Origin of the sequence: Campylobacter sp. BCW_6467 (genome assembly GCF_001762855.1) — a bacterium.
Lineage (GTDB): Bacteria > Campylobacterota > Campylobacteria > Campylobacterales > Campylobacteraceae > Campylobacter_D > Campylobacter_D jejuni.
The window spans coordinates 11779-25917 of record NZ_MJXP01000027.1 but is presented as its reverse complement, the minus strand read 5'-3'; the positions used below and the strand labels follow the sequence as shown (position 1 = coordinate 25917).

The window sequence follows — 14139 nt, the reverse complement described above, 5'->3', positions numbered from 1 at the left end:
AATGAGTATATTGGTTAATAAAAATACAAAAGTAATAGTTCAAGGTTTTACGGGTAAAGAAGCAACTTTTCACGCTGAGCAATGCATGGCTTATGGTACAAATATAGTTGGAGGTGTCACCCCTCATAAAGGCGGACAAACTCATTTAGGTAAACCAGTTTTTGATACCGTTGCAGATGCGGTTAAAGCAACAAAGGCTGACGTGAGTTTGATCTTTGTACCTGCTTTTGCTGTGGGTGATAGCGTGATTGAAGCAGCCGATGCGGGTATTAAGCTTACAGTTGTAATCACAGAGCATACACCTGTAAAGGATATGATGTTTGCTAAGCAATATGCTAATAAAAAGGGTATGAAAATCATTGGACCAAATTGTCCAGGTATTATCACTTCTGAAGAATGCAAATTAGGAATTATGCCAGGTTTTATTTTTAAAAAAGGTTGCGTGGGGCTTATTTCAAAAAGTGGAACTTTAACTTATGAAGCTGCTAATCAGGTAGTTCAAGGTGGTTATGGAATTTCTACTGCAGTAGGAATTGGCGGTGATCCTATCATAGGTCTTGCTTATAAAGAACTTTTAAGTGAATTCCAAAAAGATGATGAAACTAAAGCTATTGTAATGATAGGTGAAATTGGTGGTAGTTTGGAAGTGGAAGCGGCTAAATTTATTAAAGAAAATATTAGCAAACCTGTGGTAGCATTCATTGCAGGTGCAACTGCTCCAAAAGGTAAAAGAATGGGGCATGCAGGTGCCATAGTAGGAAGTGCTGATGAAAGTGCTGTGGCTAAAAAAGAAGCTTTGAAAAGTTACGGAATTCATGTGGTGGATTCTCCGGCTTTAATTGGTGAAGAAATTCAAAAAATATTAGGTTGATAAAGGAAAAACATGAGTATGACAGCTCCAAAAGATACCCCTGTTTGGGTAGATGAGCATAGATGCAAAGCATGCAATATTTGTGTTAGCTATTGCCCCGCTGGGGTTTTAGCTATGCGCGATGATGTGCATGCGGTTTTAGGACAAATGATAGAGGTGGTACACCCTGAATCCTGTATAGGCTGTACCGAGTGTGAGACACATTGCCCTGATTTTGCTATTATGGTGGCAAAAAGAGATGAATTTAAATTTGCCAAACTTACTGCTGAGTCTAAAGATAGAGCTGTAGCCGTAAAAAATAACAAATACAAAAAATTAGCATAGGAAAAATAATGAGAGAAGTTATAGCAACAGGTAATGTTTTAATCGCCAAAGCTGCGATTGATTGTGGATGTAAATTTTTTGGAGGCTATCCTATTACCCCTAGTAGTGAGATAGCTCACGAGCTAAGTCATATGCTTCCTGCAAATGATGGAACTTTTATACAAATGGAAGATGAAATTTCAGGTATTAGTGTGGCTATTGGTGCGGCAATGAGTGGAGTAAAATCCATGACTGCAAGTAGCGGTCCTGGAATTTCTTTAAAAGCAGAGCAAATAGGACTTGCATTTATTGCCGAAATTCCACTTGTGATTGTAAATGTTATGAGAGGTGGTCCTTCAACAGGTCTTCCAACCCGTGTAGCACAAGGAGATTTGTTTCAGGCTAAAGCACCAACTCATGGGGATTTTGCAAGCATTGCTATTGCTCCTGCAAGTCTTGAAGAAGCTTATACAGAAACCATTAGAGCGTTTAATTTAGCTGAAAAATATATGACTCCAGTGTTTTTACTTATGGATGAAACTGTAGGGCATATGAATGGTAAAGCGGTTTTACCTGATTTAAAAGATATTAAAGTTTATAACCGTAAAAAATTCGAAGGAGATAAAAAGGATTATAAACCTTATGCAGCAGGAGAAAATGAGCCTGCAACTTTAAATCCTTTCTTTACAGGTTATCGTTATCATGTTACAGGACTTCATCATGGAGATATAGGTTTTCCAACTGAAGATGGAGTCATAGTGAAAAAAAATATGGAAAGACTCATAGGTAAAATTAAAAACAATCAAGAAGATATTTGTGCTTATGAAGAGTATATGCTTGATGATGCTGAATTTTTAATCATTGCTTATGGAAGCGTGAGTCGTTCAGCAAAAGAAGCTATACAAAGATTAAGAGAACAAGGGATTAAAGTGGGACTTTTCCGTCCAATTACTCTTTATCCAGTGGCTGAGAAAAAAATTGCTGAAGTTGTAAGCAAATTTAAAAAAGTAATGGTAAGCGAGCTTAATATGGGACAATATCTTGAAGAGATTGAAAGAGTAACTTCGCGTCGCGATTTTATTAGCTTGCACCGTGCAAATGGTCGTCCTATCACTCCAAGTGAAATTATTGCTAAGGTAAAGGAGAATATATAAATGGCTTTTAATTATGATGAATATCTAAGAGTAGATAAAATGCCTACTCAGTGGTGCTGGGGATGTGGCGATGGTGTTGTTTTAAAATGTATTATCCGTGCAATAGAAAAACTTGGTTGGAATATGGATGATGTTTGTCTTGTTTCGGGTATAGGTTGTAGTGGTAGAATGAGTTCTTATGTAAATTGCAATACAGTTCATACAACTCATGGTAGAGCTATAGCTTATGCAACAGGTATTAAATTAGCCAATCCTAGTAAACATGTTATTGTGGTAAGTGGAGATGGGGATACTTTGGCAATTGGTGGAAATCATACTATACATGGTTGTCGTAGAAATATTGATTTAACACATATTGTGATTAATAATTTTATCTATGGACTTACGAATTCTCAAACAAGTCCAACCACTCCAAAAGGTTTTTATACAGTAACAGCTCAATTTGGAAATATTGACCCCAATTTTGATGCGTGTGAATTAACTAAAGCTGCAGGTGCTTCTTTTGTGGCAAGGGGTAATGTGATCGAAGCTAATAAGCTTGAAAATTTAATTTACAAAGCTTTAGCACACAAGGGTTATAGTTTTGTAGATGTTTTTTCAAATTGTCATATCAATCTGGGCAGAAAAAACAAAATGGGTGAAGCTGTAGCTATGCTTGATTGGATTAAAAATCGCGTTGTGGATAAAGCTAAATTTGAAAGCATGGATTTTGAAGAAAGAAAAGATAAATTTCCAACAGGAATTTTACATGAAGATAATTCTCAGCCAGAATATTGCCATGCTTATGAAGAAGTACGTCGTGCAGCCAAAGAAAAAAGAATGGTGGATTTAGGAGCTTTAAAATGAAATATCAATTAAGATTTGGCGGTGAAGGTGGACAAGGTGTTATCACCGCAGGAGAAATTTTGGCAGAAGCGGCCATTAAAGAAGGTCGTCAAGCTTTTAAGGCTTCTACTTACACTTCACAAGTGCGTGGTGGCCCTACTAAGGTGGATATTATCATCGATGATAAAGAAATTTTATTTCCTTATGCTGTAGAAGGGGAAGTAGATTTTATGCTTTCGACTGCAGATAAGGGTTATAAAGGTTTTCGCGGGGGTGTAAAAGAAGGAGGTATCATAGTTGTAGAGCCAAATTTAGTACATCCTGAAAGCGAAGATTATAAAAAATGGAAAATTTTTGAAATTCCTATTATCACCATAGCTAAAGATGAGGTAGGAAATGTGGCTACTCAATCAGTTGTAGCACTTGCAATTGCTGCTTATATGAGTAAATGTATAGATTTAGATGTTTTAAAAGACACTATGCTTCATATGGTTCCTGCAAAAACTCGTGACGCAAATGCTAAGGCTTTTGATCTGGGTGTAAAATACGCTACTCAAGCAAAACCACATTCATAATAAATTCCGCACCATGCGGAATTTAACTTCTAAAATTTTACATATTGCAAATAAAATTTAAATTTTAATTATTTTAATTTAGCTACTTTTAACGATTAAAATTTTATAATCAAAAACTTATATTTTCAAGGAAAATTAATGGATTTTTTTGATGAAATGTTTAATAAAACTCCAAAAGAAAAATTTATAGAAATTATACAAAATGGAAATTTAGGAGCCTTAGAAAAAGTTTTTGAGGAATTTTTTGCTGATCATATTGCCATGGTAGAACTTTTAGAAAAACAAGGTTTAACAGAAATGGATGTAAAAAATTTCATATTAGAAAATGGTGATTTTATAGAAGAAAGGCAAAATGATATTTATATAGAATTAGGCGCAAAAATTTTAGGACACGAAGGCTAAAATTGTTTAAAATAAGCCCTTGTTTAATTTGTATTTTTTTTATTTTTAGCAATGTTTTAGCATCTGAACCAACTTTTGATTATACTTATAAATTTATACTTAAAAAAGATGAGAGAGCTAGTGTGCAGATTAAAGAAATAGGCTATGAAGATAAGGTGCAAAATTTTGATTTTTATTGGACTTTGTTTGATAATGCTAATATCATCGTACATTCGAAATTTCGCAAATATCCGCGTCAATTTGTGATGAGTTTAAGAAGAAATTTAGATTGGGTAACTCAAACTTTAATACCTGATTATACCAATCCACATATTGATAGAGCAAGACTGATTTTAGAATTTAGTGGTTATAATAAAGGTTTGGCAACTTTTACAGTTTATATAGAAGACAAGGAATCTCGTTTAATGGTAGAATTTTTAGATCCGAGAAAAAAAGCTTTACAAAATCCACCGCAAAATAATCAGGTTGTTCCTATGATTAATTTTAACGAACCTCAGGTAAAACCATTAACAAGCAAAGAAAATAATAATAGTAATTAACAAGGAAAAGATAGTGCAAAAAATAGATGAATTAATAAAACAGTTTTTACAAGAGCTTGGCTATGAACCTATTTTAAATATGCTTTCAAATGTAAAGTCAGGAAAAAAATTACGCTCTAAATTATTATTAGCTATCGCAGATGAGAGTGAGATTGCTTTTAAAATTTGCGCAGCTATAGAATTGATACATCTTGCCAGTTTGTTACATGATGATATTATTGATGAGAGTGAGTTAAGACGTGGAGCAAGATCTGTTAATGCTGAATTTGGTACAAAAAATGCTCTTATGTTGGGCGATATTTTGTATTCCAAAGCCTTTTATGAATTAAGCAAAATGGATGCTAGATTTGCAAGTATTATTTCAGATGCTGTTGTAAAGCTTGCTATAGGCGAACTTATGGATGTTGATTTGGGAGAGAAATTTAATATCAATAAAGAAGCTTATTTGAAAATGATCTATAATAAAACAGCTGTTTTGATCGAAGCAAGTGCGAGATGCGGAGCTATTTTGGCTGGATTATATGAAAAAGATTTTGCAGAATATGGAAAAAATTTAGGACTCGCTTTTCAGATGATTGATGATATTTTAGATATTAAGAGTGATGAAAAAATTCTTGGAAAACCTGCTATGAATGATTTTAAAGAGGGTAAGACTACCTTACCTTATATTTATCTTTATGAAAATTTACAAGAACAAGATAGGATATATTTGCAGACTTTATTTAAAAAAGATTTAAATGAAAATGAAAAAGAGTGGCTAAAAACTAAATTTGAAGAACAAAAAGCTTTGGAAAAAGCTATTTTAGAAGCTAAAACTTATGCAAAAAAGGCTAGTAAAGCGATTGAAAAATATGATAATAACAAGCTTAATGATATTATTAAAGCTATGATAGATAGGGAATTTTAATGTATTATTGTATATCTTTTACTCATAAAAATACAGATATTGCCTTAAGGGAAAAGTTAAGCTTTTCCAATGAAGCTAAAAAAAGTGAGTTTTTAAAAATCATTAGCACTCATGAAAATATTGAAGAATGTTTGGTTATAAGTACTTGCAATCGTGTTGAAATTGTTGCTTTTGTAAAAATGGCCTGTGCGGAGTTTATTGTTAAATCTTTGGCTTTGCTTTGTGATGTGGATAAAGATATTTTACTTGAAAAAGCTGATATTTTTGAAGATAGTGGAGCAATCCATCATCTTTTTTCCGTAGCAAGTTCTTTGGATAGTTTGGTGGTTGGAGAAACTCAGATAGCGGGGCAATTAAAAGATGCCTTTGCTTTTGCCGTAAAAAATAATTTTTGCGGAGTGCACCTTTCACGAGCAGTGCATAGTGCTTTTAAATGTGCTGCTAAGGTACGCAATGAAACTCAAATTTCTAAAAATCCTATTTCTGTGGCCAGTGTTGCTGTGGCAAAAGCAAAAGAACTTGCAGATTTAACGCAAAAAAAAGCTGTTGTTATTGGAGCTGGAGAGATGGGAGAGCTTGCGGCAAAACATTTAATTGCTGCGGGTGCTAAAGTGATTATTTTAAATCGTGACTTGCAAAAAGCTAAAGATTTGTGTGAGAGACTTGGTGTTTTAAGCGAATATGATAGTTTAGAAAATTTAAAAAAATATTTAAATCAATATGAGTTTTTTTTCTCAGCTACTAATGCACCAAATGCTATTATTACAAATTCTTTAATAGAAGAACTTCCTTACAAAAGGTATTTTTTTGATATTGCAGTTCCAAGGGATATCGATATTAATGAAAATGAAAATATATCTGTTTTTGCCGTAGATGATCTTGAGATTGTGGTTCAAAAAAATTTAGCACTAAGAGAACAAGAAGCTCGTATGGCTTATGGGATAATAGGTCGTGAAACAAGTGAATTTTTTAGGTATTTAAACGATTTGGCTTTGATGCCTATTATCAAAGCCATACGCTTGCAAGCTAAAGAATATGCAGATAAACAACTTGAAATTGCGTTAAAAAAAGGATATTTGAAAAAATCCGACAAAGAAGAGGCTAGAAAGTTGATTCATCAAGTTTTTAAGGCTTTTTTACACACACCTACTGTGAATTTGAAGCATTTGCAAGGTAAAATGCAAAGCGATACAGTGATTAATGCTATGCGTTATGTTTTTGATTTGCAAAATAATCTTGAAGGTTTAAATCAATATAAATGTGAATTTGATATGGAGAATAATGATGAGATTTACTAAATTTTATGCACCAAGTTTAAAAGAAGCGCCAAAAGATGCGAGTTTGCCTAGTCATATTTTTTTAACGCGTGCGGGTTTTGTAGAACAAATTGGCAGTGGACTTTATAATTTCTTGCCTTTAGGAAAAAGAGTTTTAGATAAGATTAAAAATATAGTTAAAGAAGAAATGGATAAGGCTGGAGCACAAGAAGTAAATCTTAGTTTTATCACTCCTGCAAGTTTGTGGCAAGAAAGTGGGCGTTATAATGTTTTTGGAAAAGAACTTCTGCGTTTTAAAGACAGAAAAGAAAATGAATTTGTTTTAGGCCCAACACATGAAGAAGCTATGCTTTCTTTGGTAAAAAACAAAATCACAAGCTATAAGCAACTTCCTTTGCATTTATATCAAATCGGACTTAAATTTCGTGATGAAGCAAGGCCTAGATTTGGGCTTTTAAGATGTCGTGAATTTTTAATGAAAGATGGATATAGTTTTCATGCTAATGAAGAAGATTTAGGGCGTGAGTTTGAGCTTATGTATAAAACTTATTCTCAAATTTTACAAAGAATGGGACTTGATTTTAGAGCAGTTGAAGCTGATAGTGGGGCTATTGGTGGAAGCGGTTCTAAGGAATTTATGGTTTTGGCAAAAAATGGGGAAGATGATATTTTAATTTGCGAAAATTGTGATTATGCAGCTAATGTTGAAGCTGCAAAAAGAGCTAAAAAAATTTGTCAAGATGAGCGTCCCGAAGCAAATTATGCAAGTAAATTTCACACTCCAAATATTAAAACTATAGATTCTTTAGCACAATTTTTTAAAATCAATGCTTTTTATACGATTAAAGCAGTGGTAAAAAAAGCTATTTATGAAAATGAAAGCAAATTAGTTGTGTTTTTTATAAGAGGAAGTGATGATTTACAAGAAATCAAGGCTCAAAATGCTTGTAGTGCTCTTGAACTAGTCGATGCAAGCGAAAAAGAATTAGAAAAAGCTGGTTTAGTAGCTGGTTTTATAGGTTTTGTGGGATTAAAAGATATAGATTTTTATATAGATTTTGAGCTTGAAAACGAAAAACAAATGATTATGGGTGCGAATGAAAAAGATTATCATTTAATCGGTATTGATGTTGTAAATTTAAACAAAGATCGTTTTAAAGATTTGATTGAAGTTAAAGAAGGGGATTGCTGTGCTAAATGTGGAGCAAAATTAAAACAAAGCAAAGGTATAGAAGTAGGGCATATTTTTAAACTAGGACAAAAATATTCCAAAGCGATGAATGCAAATTTCTTAGATGAAAATGGCAAAAGTCAGCCTTTTTACATGGGATGTTATGGCATAGGTGTTTCACGCTTGTTGGCTGTAGCTATTGAAGCAAGTCATGATGAAAAAGGATGTATTTGGAATAAAACTTTAGCTCCTTTTGTGCTTGAAATTATTGTTTCAAATCTCAAAGATGAAAAGGCTTTAGAATTTGCTAATAAGCTTTATGAGGATTTAACCAATCTTGGATTAGAAGTATTGCTTGATGATAGAAATGAGCGTTTTGGGGTCAAAATGAATGATTTTGAACTTATGGGTTTTCCTTATGCGTTAGTTATTGGTAAAGGATTAGAAAATAATGAAATAGAGTTTATCCAAAGAGAAGGTTTAGTAAAGGAACTTATAAAAACTGATGAACTTATGGAAATTCTTAAAAAGAAAGTGTTATGAATTATAAATTAAGTTTAAGCCCTTTATTTGTACTTGAAATTATTGCAAGTATATTTTTTATAGTGTTTTTTGGTTTTGGTAATTTTTTATTTTTCATACTTTTGAGTATGATTTTTGGTGCGGTTTTATTGGGAATTTTTTGGAAAAACATGCTTGAATTTCAAATGGGTGGCTTAAAGGATATGTTAACACAATTTTCTTTTGTTATCGCAGGGTTTTTACTTGTTGTTCCAGGGATTATTACAAGTGTTTTTGGAATTTTTGTATTTTTCTTTGGTATTGCTTTGAAAATAATGACTAAATCAAAATATCAATACACTAAGCAAGAGTATCAAAATTCTAATGAAGAAATCATTGATGTTGAAATTATAGAGGATAGAAAATGAAGCTTATTATCGCAACAAGAAAAAGTCAATTAGCTCTTTGGCAAAGTGAACATGTAGCCCAAATTTTAAAAAATACACATCAAATTGAAGTGCTTTTAGAAGGTTTTAAAACGAAAGGTGATGTTTTGCTGGATTCTCCTTTGGCAAAAATTGGCGGCAAAGGACTTTTTACAAAAGAACTTGAAGAAAGTATGTTAAGAAAAGAAGCGCATTTAGCGGTACATAGTTTAAAAGATGTGCCTAGTTTTTTTCCTCAAGGTTTAGTTTTGGCAGCGGTAAGTAAAAGAGAGCAAAGCAATGATGCTATGTTAAGTCAAAATTATAAAGATTTTCTTTCTTTGCCAAAAGGTGCAAAAATAGGCACTACTAGTCTGAGACGCAAGATGCAGATTTTATTATTAAGACCTGATTTAGAGATTATTTCTTTGCGTGGTAATGTTAATTCTCGTATAGAGAAATTAAAAAATAATGAATTTGATGCGATTATTTTGGCAATGGCGGGAATTAAACGCTTAAACTTAGATAAGCAAGTGAATTTTGTTTATGGATTTAGCAAGGATGAGCTTATTCCTGCGGCTTCTCAAGGAGCTTTAGGTATAGAAAGCATAAATGATGAAAAAATTTTAGAACTTTTAAAATGTTTAAATGATGAAAATGCTTTGATTGAAACAAGCATTGAAAGAGAATTTATTGCTACTTTAGAAGGGGGTTGTCAAGTTCCTATAGGTATTAACGCAGAGCTTTTAGGAGATGAAATTTGTGTGCGTGCAGTGCTTGGACTACCCGATGGAAGAGAAATTTTAAAAGATAAAAGAATGATTAAAAAAGATGATTTTAAAGGTTTTGGAGAGAGTTTGGCTAAGGAGTTTATTGCTAAAGGTGCTAAAGAACTTTTAAAAAAAGCTGAGAGCATGCTATGAAAGAATTTATTCAAATTTTAAAAGAAAATGATCTTTTAAGGGTAATTGAAGAGCCTGTAGATGTAGATCTTGAAATCGCTCATTTAGCCTATATAGAAGCTAAAAAAGGAGAAAAAGGTAAGGCTTTATTGTTTAAAAATCCTATAGATAAAAAATTAAATAAACAATATAAATTTCCTGTTTTGATGAATACTTTTTGCAATGAAAAGGCTTTAAATTTAGCTTTTGGGCGTGATTATGAAGAGGTGGCTGAAGAAATTTCAAAACTCACCAAGCTTCATATTCCTACGAGTTTTAAAGCAAAAATGGATTTTTTTATGAATTTGTTAAGTTTTAAAAATGTTCCTCCTAAAAGACTGAAAAAAAATAAAGCCTTGTATGATTATGAAATTTTAAACTCTCTTGAAGAACTTCCAGTGCTTAGAACTTGGGAAGATGATGCGGGTAAATTTATCACCATGGGGCAAGTTTATACGCAAAATTTAGATAAAACTCAAAATAATCTTGGAATGTATCGTTTGCAAATGAGTGATAAAAATGAACTTTTAATGCATTGGCAAATTCATAAAGATGGGGCAAATTTTTATCACGAATACAAAAATGCTGGTTTTAAAAAAATGCCTGTAAGTATAGCTATAGGTGGAGATCCACTTTATATTTGGTGTTCTCAAGCACCTTTACCTAAAGGAATTTTTGAACTTTTGCTTTATGGTTTTATTAAAAAAACTCCTGCAAAACTTACCCCTTGTGAAAATGGTATTTTTGTACCTTGTGATAGTGATGTGGTTATTGAAGGTTATGTGGATTTAGAAGAGTTTAAAATCGAAGGTCCTTTTGGAGATCATACAGGTTTTTATACTCCTGCTGAACTTTTTCCTGTGATGAAAGTAGAAAAAATTTATGCCAAAAAAGATGCGATATATCAAGCAACGGTTGTAGGAAAACCTCCTTTAGAAGATAAGATCATGGGGCTTGGTACTGAAAGAATTTTTTTACCCTTGCTTCAAACTTCAGTACCTGATTTAATTGATTATAATATGCCTGAAAATGGAGTCTTTCATAATCTTATCTTAGCAAAAATTGATGCAAAATATCCCGCTCATGCGCAACAAATTATGCATGCATTTTGGGGAGTAGGGCAAATGAGTTTTGTTAAACATGCAATTTTTGTAGATAAAAATGCACCTTCTTTGAAAGATTATGATGCTTTAATTCCTTATATTTTAAATCGTTTTGATACAAAGAAAATGTTAATTTCAGAAGGAATTTGTGATCAATTAGATCATGCTTCGCCTAATTCTTGTTTTGGGGGTAAAGCAGGACTTGATGCTTGCAAGGAAACACAAGTAGAAGAGCTTGAAATTTTAGAAGATGAAAAATTGTTAGAACTTTTTAAAACTAAGGTAGAGCTTTTAAATTTAAAGCAATTTTATAAAGAAAGCAAAAGTCCTATAGTTTGCATTTTGCTTAATAAAAAAGAAAAAATTGAACAAAGTTTTAATAAATTTTTAGAATTTAAAAAACATTTTAGGATTTTAGTATTTTTGGATACTGAAAATAAGCTTGAAAACCCTTATATGCTTGTTTGGCGTGTGGTAAATAATATAGATGCTAAAAGAGATATTTTTATCAAAGAAGAAAGACTTGGAGTGGATGCAAGTGCTAAGGGTGAAGCTGAGGGCTATTTAAGAACTTGGCCTAAGCAAACAGATTGCACTAAAAGCGTGATAGAAGATTTAATCTTACGTAATATCTTAGAAAATAATCCAGATCTTTTTAATAAATTTGAAATTTTTTAAGATAGTTGAGATTTTTTTAAAATTTTGGCACAGTTTTTGCTTACTATTTTTTATATTGAAAAATAAATTTTTCTTTACTAAGTGTTCATAAATTTATAAATTTGTCGATATAAGCTTGTAACTAGCAATAAGAAATTTTAAAAAGGATTTTAAAATGGAAATATCGAAGGCAAATGGGCAAATGGATACAGCTTTGGCAAACATTAGCCAAAGAACAAGTGAGACACAGGCTAGTTTAAACATTCAAACCGATAGAAGTCAAAGCCAAGGAGGCGATGATGGACAACAGCAAGGTGTGAATGAAAAGTTAGCTGATATTACAAAAAAGTTAAATGAACAAATGGATTCTTTAGATACTAATGTTCGTTTTGGTTATAGTGATAAAATTAATTCTATGTATATTAGCGTGACTGAAAAAAGTACTGGAAGGGAAATTCGTCAAATTCCTAGCGAAGAAGCTATGAGATTAGCTGAGTATTTTAGAGATGTGATAGGAATGATATTTGATAAGGAGAGTTAAAAATGGCATTCGGTAGTTTATCAAGTTTAGGATTTGGTTCTGGGGTTTTAACTCAAGAAACCTTAGACAAGTTAAAAGAAGCAGAACAAAAAGCTCGTATTGATCCTTATACTAAAAAAATCGAAGAAAATACAACCAAACAAAAAGATTTAACCGAGCTTAAAACCAAGCTTTCTGCTTTTCAAGCAGCTGTATCGTCTTTAGGAGACTCTACGGCTTTTGCAAAAAGAAAGGTTATAGCAAGTATCACTGATAATCCTCCTGCAAGCCTTAGTGTGACTTCAGGTGTTGCTTTGCAAAGCATGAATATCAATGTAACTCAACTTGCCCAAAAAGATGTTTATCAAAGCAAGGGTTTGGTAAATGATACAGGAATTATCAATGCAAGTTTAAAAGAACCTACAAATTTAACTTTTTTTTCTAATGGAAAAGAATATAGCGTTACTATAGATAAAAATACAACCTATAGTGATTTAGTTGATAAGATTAATACTGCTACGGGTGGAGAAATTGTAGCTAAGATGGTAAATACAGGAGAAAAAGACGCACCTTATCGCTTAACCTTAACGAGTAAGGAGACAGGTGAAGATAGTGCTATAAGCTTTTATCCGGGTGCAAAAGATTCTGATGGTAAATACAAAGTTGATGAAAATGCTAAAAGTGTTTTTGAAAGTCTTGGTTGGAAACTCGATGAAGATGCTTTAAAAGCTGAAGATTTTGATCCTGCTAAAAGTAAAAAAGGTGTTGGCATTATTGATAGCGAAGATAATCCTTTGCATATTCAAAAAGCTCAGGATGCTAAATTTACCATGGATGGTATCAAGATGACAAGATCGAGCAATACTATAACCGATCTTGGTGTAGGTATTACTTTGACTTTAAATAAAACAGGTGAAATTAATTTTGATGTTCAGCAAGATAGTGAGTCTGTTACCAAGGCTATGCAAGATATGGTTGATGCCTATAATGATTTAGTGTTAAATCTTAATGCCGCTACAGACTATAACAGCGAAACAGGAACCAAAGGTTCTTTACAAGGCGTAACCGAAGTAAACTCTATACGCTCAAGTATTATTTCTGCGCTTTTTAAAACTCAATCAGTTGATGGTACCGTAGAAGATACTAATGGAAATAAAGTAAGTGCTAAGGTAATGCTTTCTTTACAAGACTATGGTTTAAGTATGACTGAGTCAGGAACTCTAAATTTTGACTCTTCCACTTTTGAAAGCAAGATGAAAGAAAATCCCGATTTAACTGAAAGCTTTTTTTCAGGCATTACTCAATACAAGGATATAAACTATACTGGTGATTTAATTAAAGAAGATAGTCTTAGCAAATATGTGGGCGAAGGTGATGATAAAGGTATAAGTTTTTCTTCAGGTAAGTTTCAAATTGTTACGAATTTTGAAACTTATGATTTATCTAAAAATGCTGATGGAACTGATTTTAAATTAACAGGAAAAACAGAACAAGAAATGCTTCAAAATCTAGCTGATCATATCAATAGTAAAGGTATTGAAGGTTTAACAGTTAAAGTTGAAACTTATGAAAAAGATGGAGAAAAAGGATATAAGCTTAATTTTAAAACCGACGGAAGTTCTGATTTTGCCATAAAAGGAGATAGCGAATTTCTTAAACAATTTGGCTTAAGCCAAACGAGCATTGCTGCTGAGGCAGTTGAAGGTGTGGGTGTTTTTGCGCAACTTAAAACAACTTTACAAGGTATAACAGGCAAAGATGGCTCTTTAACAAAATACGATGAGAGTTTAACAAATGATACTAAGTCTTTAACCCAAACCAAAGAATCAACTCAAACTTTGATTGATACAAGGTATGATACAATGGCAAATCAATGGTTGCAATATGAGAGCATCTTAAATAAACTTAATCAGCAATTAACAACTGTGACTAATATGATCAATGCAGCAAATAATTCTAATAATTAAG

At 32.4% G+C, this 14139-nt stretch carries 15 protein-coding genes; all 15 read left to right on the top strand.

Annotation, left to right across the window (positions count from 1 at the left end; translation table 11 throughout):
* The first annotated feature begins 1 nt into the window (after position 1).
* The 15 genes from sucD to fliD all read left to right on the top strand — a co-directional run bounded on the left by sucD (position 2) and on the right by fliD (position 14138).
* Complete coding sequence (gene sucD, locus AJ888_RS03990) at positions 2-871, top strand: succinate--CoA ligase subunit alpha (protein ID WP_070296139.1); 870 nt, start codon at positions 2-4, stop codon at positions 869-871.
* Positions 872-883: 12 nt separating this feature from the next.
* Positions 884-1195: a 4Fe-4S binding protein gene (locus AJ888_RS03985; RefSeq protein WP_032599199.1), complete on the top strand. Its 312-nt coding sequence runs from the start codon at positions 884-886 to the stop codon at positions 1193-1195.
* Between the two features lie 8 nt (positions 1196-1203).
* Positions 1204-2328 (top strand): 2-oxoglutarate synthase subunit alpha, encoded by a 1125-nt coding sequence (locus AJ888_RS03980; RefSeq protein ID WP_002854757.1) that lies wholly within the window; start codon positions 1204-1206, stop codon positions 2326-2328.
* Positions 2329-3174, top strand: a complete 846-nt coding sequence (locus AJ888_RS03975) for a 2-oxoglutarate ferredoxin oxidoreductase subunit beta (protein ID WP_002854895.1) — start codon at positions 2329-2331, stop codon at positions 3172-3174.
* Positions 3171-3728: a 2-oxoacid:acceptor oxidoreductase family protein gene (locus tag AJ888_RS03970; protein WP_002861261.1), complete on the top strand. Its 558-nt coding sequence runs from the start codon at positions 3171-3173 to the stop codon at positions 3726-3728. The genes AJ888_RS03975 and AJ888_RS03970 overlap by 4 nt, the downstream gene beginning before the upstream one ends.
* A gap of 138 nt (positions 3729-3866) precedes the next feature.
* The gene (locus AJ888_RS03965) at positions 3867-4130 is read left to right on the top strand and encodes a DUF2018 family protein (protein ID WP_002854834.1); all 264 of its coding nucleotides are present in this window, start codon (positions 3867-3869) and stop codon (positions 4128-4130) included.
* Between the two features lie 2 nt (positions 4131-4132).
* Positions 4133-4669 (top strand): hypothetical protein, encoded by a 537-nt coding sequence (locus tag AJ888_RS03960; RefSeq protein ID WP_002861262.1) that lies wholly within the window; start codon positions 4133-4135, stop codon positions 4667-4669.
* A 13-nt stretch (positions 4670-4682) separates the two neighbouring features.
* A complete protein-coding gene (locus AJ888_RS03955) occupies positions 4683-5576 on the top strand; it encodes a hexaprenyl-diphosphate synthase (protein WP_002861263.1) in 894 nt (297 codons plus the stop codon).
* Positions 5576-6874, top strand: coding sequence for a glutamyl-tRNA reductase (gene hemA / locus AJ888_RS03950; protein WP_002861264.1), 1299 nt, complete (start codon positions 5576-5578; stop codon positions 6872-6874). The genes AJ888_RS03955 and hemA overlap by 1 nt, the downstream gene beginning before the upstream one ends.
* Positions 6858-8567, top strand: coding sequence for a proline--tRNA ligase (locus tag AJ888_RS03945; RefSeq protein WP_079396348.1), 1710 nt, complete (start codon positions 6858-6860; stop codon positions 8565-8567). Before hemA ends, AJ888_RS03945 begins: the two co-directional genes overlap by 17 nt.
* Positions 8564-8953, top strand: a complete 390-nt coding sequence (gene fxsA / locus AJ888_RS03940; protein ID WP_002861266.1) for an FxsA family membrane protein — start codon at positions 8564-8566, stop codon at positions 8951-8953. Before AJ888_RS03945 ends, fxsA begins: the two co-directional genes overlap by 4 nt.
* Complete coding sequence (hemC, locus tag AJ888_RS03935; protein WP_002861267.1) at positions 8950-9873, top strand: hydroxymethylbilane synthase; 924 nt, start codon at positions 8950-8952, stop codon at positions 9871-9873. The genes fxsA and hemC overlap by 4 nt, the downstream gene beginning before the upstream one ends.
* Positions 9870-11672: a menaquinone biosynthesis decarboxylase gene (locus AJ888_RS03930; protein WP_002861268.1), complete on the top strand. Its 1803-nt coding sequence runs from the start codon at positions 9870-9872 to the stop codon at positions 11670-11672. The genes hemC and AJ888_RS03930 overlap by 4 nt, the downstream gene beginning before the upstream one ends.
* Positions 11673-11826: 154 nt before the next feature.
* A complete protein-coding gene (locus tag AJ888_RS03925) occupies positions 11827-12192 on the top strand; it encodes a FlaG family protein (RefSeq protein ID WP_032603292.1) in 366 nt (121 codons plus the stop codon).
* A 2-nt stretch (positions 12193-12194) separates the two neighbouring features.
* Entirely contained in the window at positions 12195-14138 is a 1944-nt protein-coding gene (fliD, locus tag AJ888_RS03920; RefSeq protein WP_002861270.1) for a flagellar filament capping protein FliD, read from the top strand.
* The last annotated feature ends 1 nt before the right edge of the window (position 14139 follow it).

What these genes read in the sequence shown, in the direction of transcription:
- sucD (WP_070296139.1), top strand. Translation starts at nt 2, where the DNA reads ATGAGTATATTGGTTAATAAAAATACAAAAGTAATAGTTCAAGGTTTT.
- AJ888_RS03985 (WP_032599199.1), top strand. Translation starts at nt 884, where the DNA reads ATGAGTATGACAGCTCCAAAAGATACCCCTGTTTGGGTAGATGAGCAT.
- AJ888_RS03980 (WP_002854757.1), top strand. Translation starts at nt 1,204, where the DNA reads ATGAGAGAAGTTATAGCAACAGGTAATGTTTTAATCGCCAAAGCTGCG.
- AJ888_RS03975 (WP_002854895.1), top strand. Translation starts at nt 2,329, where the DNA reads ATGGCTTTTAATTATGATGAATATCTAAGAGTAGATAAAATGCCTACT.
- AJ888_RS03970 (WP_002861261.1), top strand. Translation starts at nt 3,171, where the DNA reads ATGAAATATCAATTAAGATTTGGCGGTGAAGGTGGACAAGGTGTTATC.
- AJ888_RS03965 (WP_002854834.1), top strand. Translation starts at nt 3,867, where the DNA reads ATGGATTTTTTTGATGAAATGTTTAATAAAACTCCAAAAGAAAAATTT.
- hemA (WP_002861264.1), top strand. Translation starts at nt 5,576, where the DNA reads ATGTATTATTGTATATCTTTTACTCATAAAAATACAGATATTGCCTTA.
- AJ888_RS03945 (WP_079396348.1), top strand. Translation starts at nt 6,858, where the DNA reads ATGATGAGATTTACTAAATTTTATGCACCAAGTTTAAAAGAAGCGCCA.
- fxsA (WP_002861266.1), top strand. Translation starts at nt 8,564, where the DNA reads ATGAATTATAAATTAAGTTTAAGCCCTTTATTTGTACTTGAAATTATT.
- hemC (WP_002861267.1), top strand. Translation starts at nt 8,950, where the DNA reads ATGAAGCTTATTATCGCAACAAGAAAAAGTCAATTAGCTCTTTGGCAA.
- AJ888_RS03930 (WP_002861268.1), top strand. Translation starts at nt 9,870, where the DNA reads ATGAAAGAATTTATTCAAATTTTAAAAGAAAATGATCTTTTAAGGGTA.
- AJ888_RS03925 (WP_032603292.1), top strand. Translation starts at nt 11,827, where the DNA reads ATGGAAATATCGAAGGCAAATGGGCAAATGGATACAGCTTTGGCAAAC.
- fliD (WP_002861270.1), top strand. Translation starts at nt 12,195, where the DNA reads ATGGCATTCGGTAGTTTATCAAGTTTAGGATTTGGTTCTGGGGTTTTA.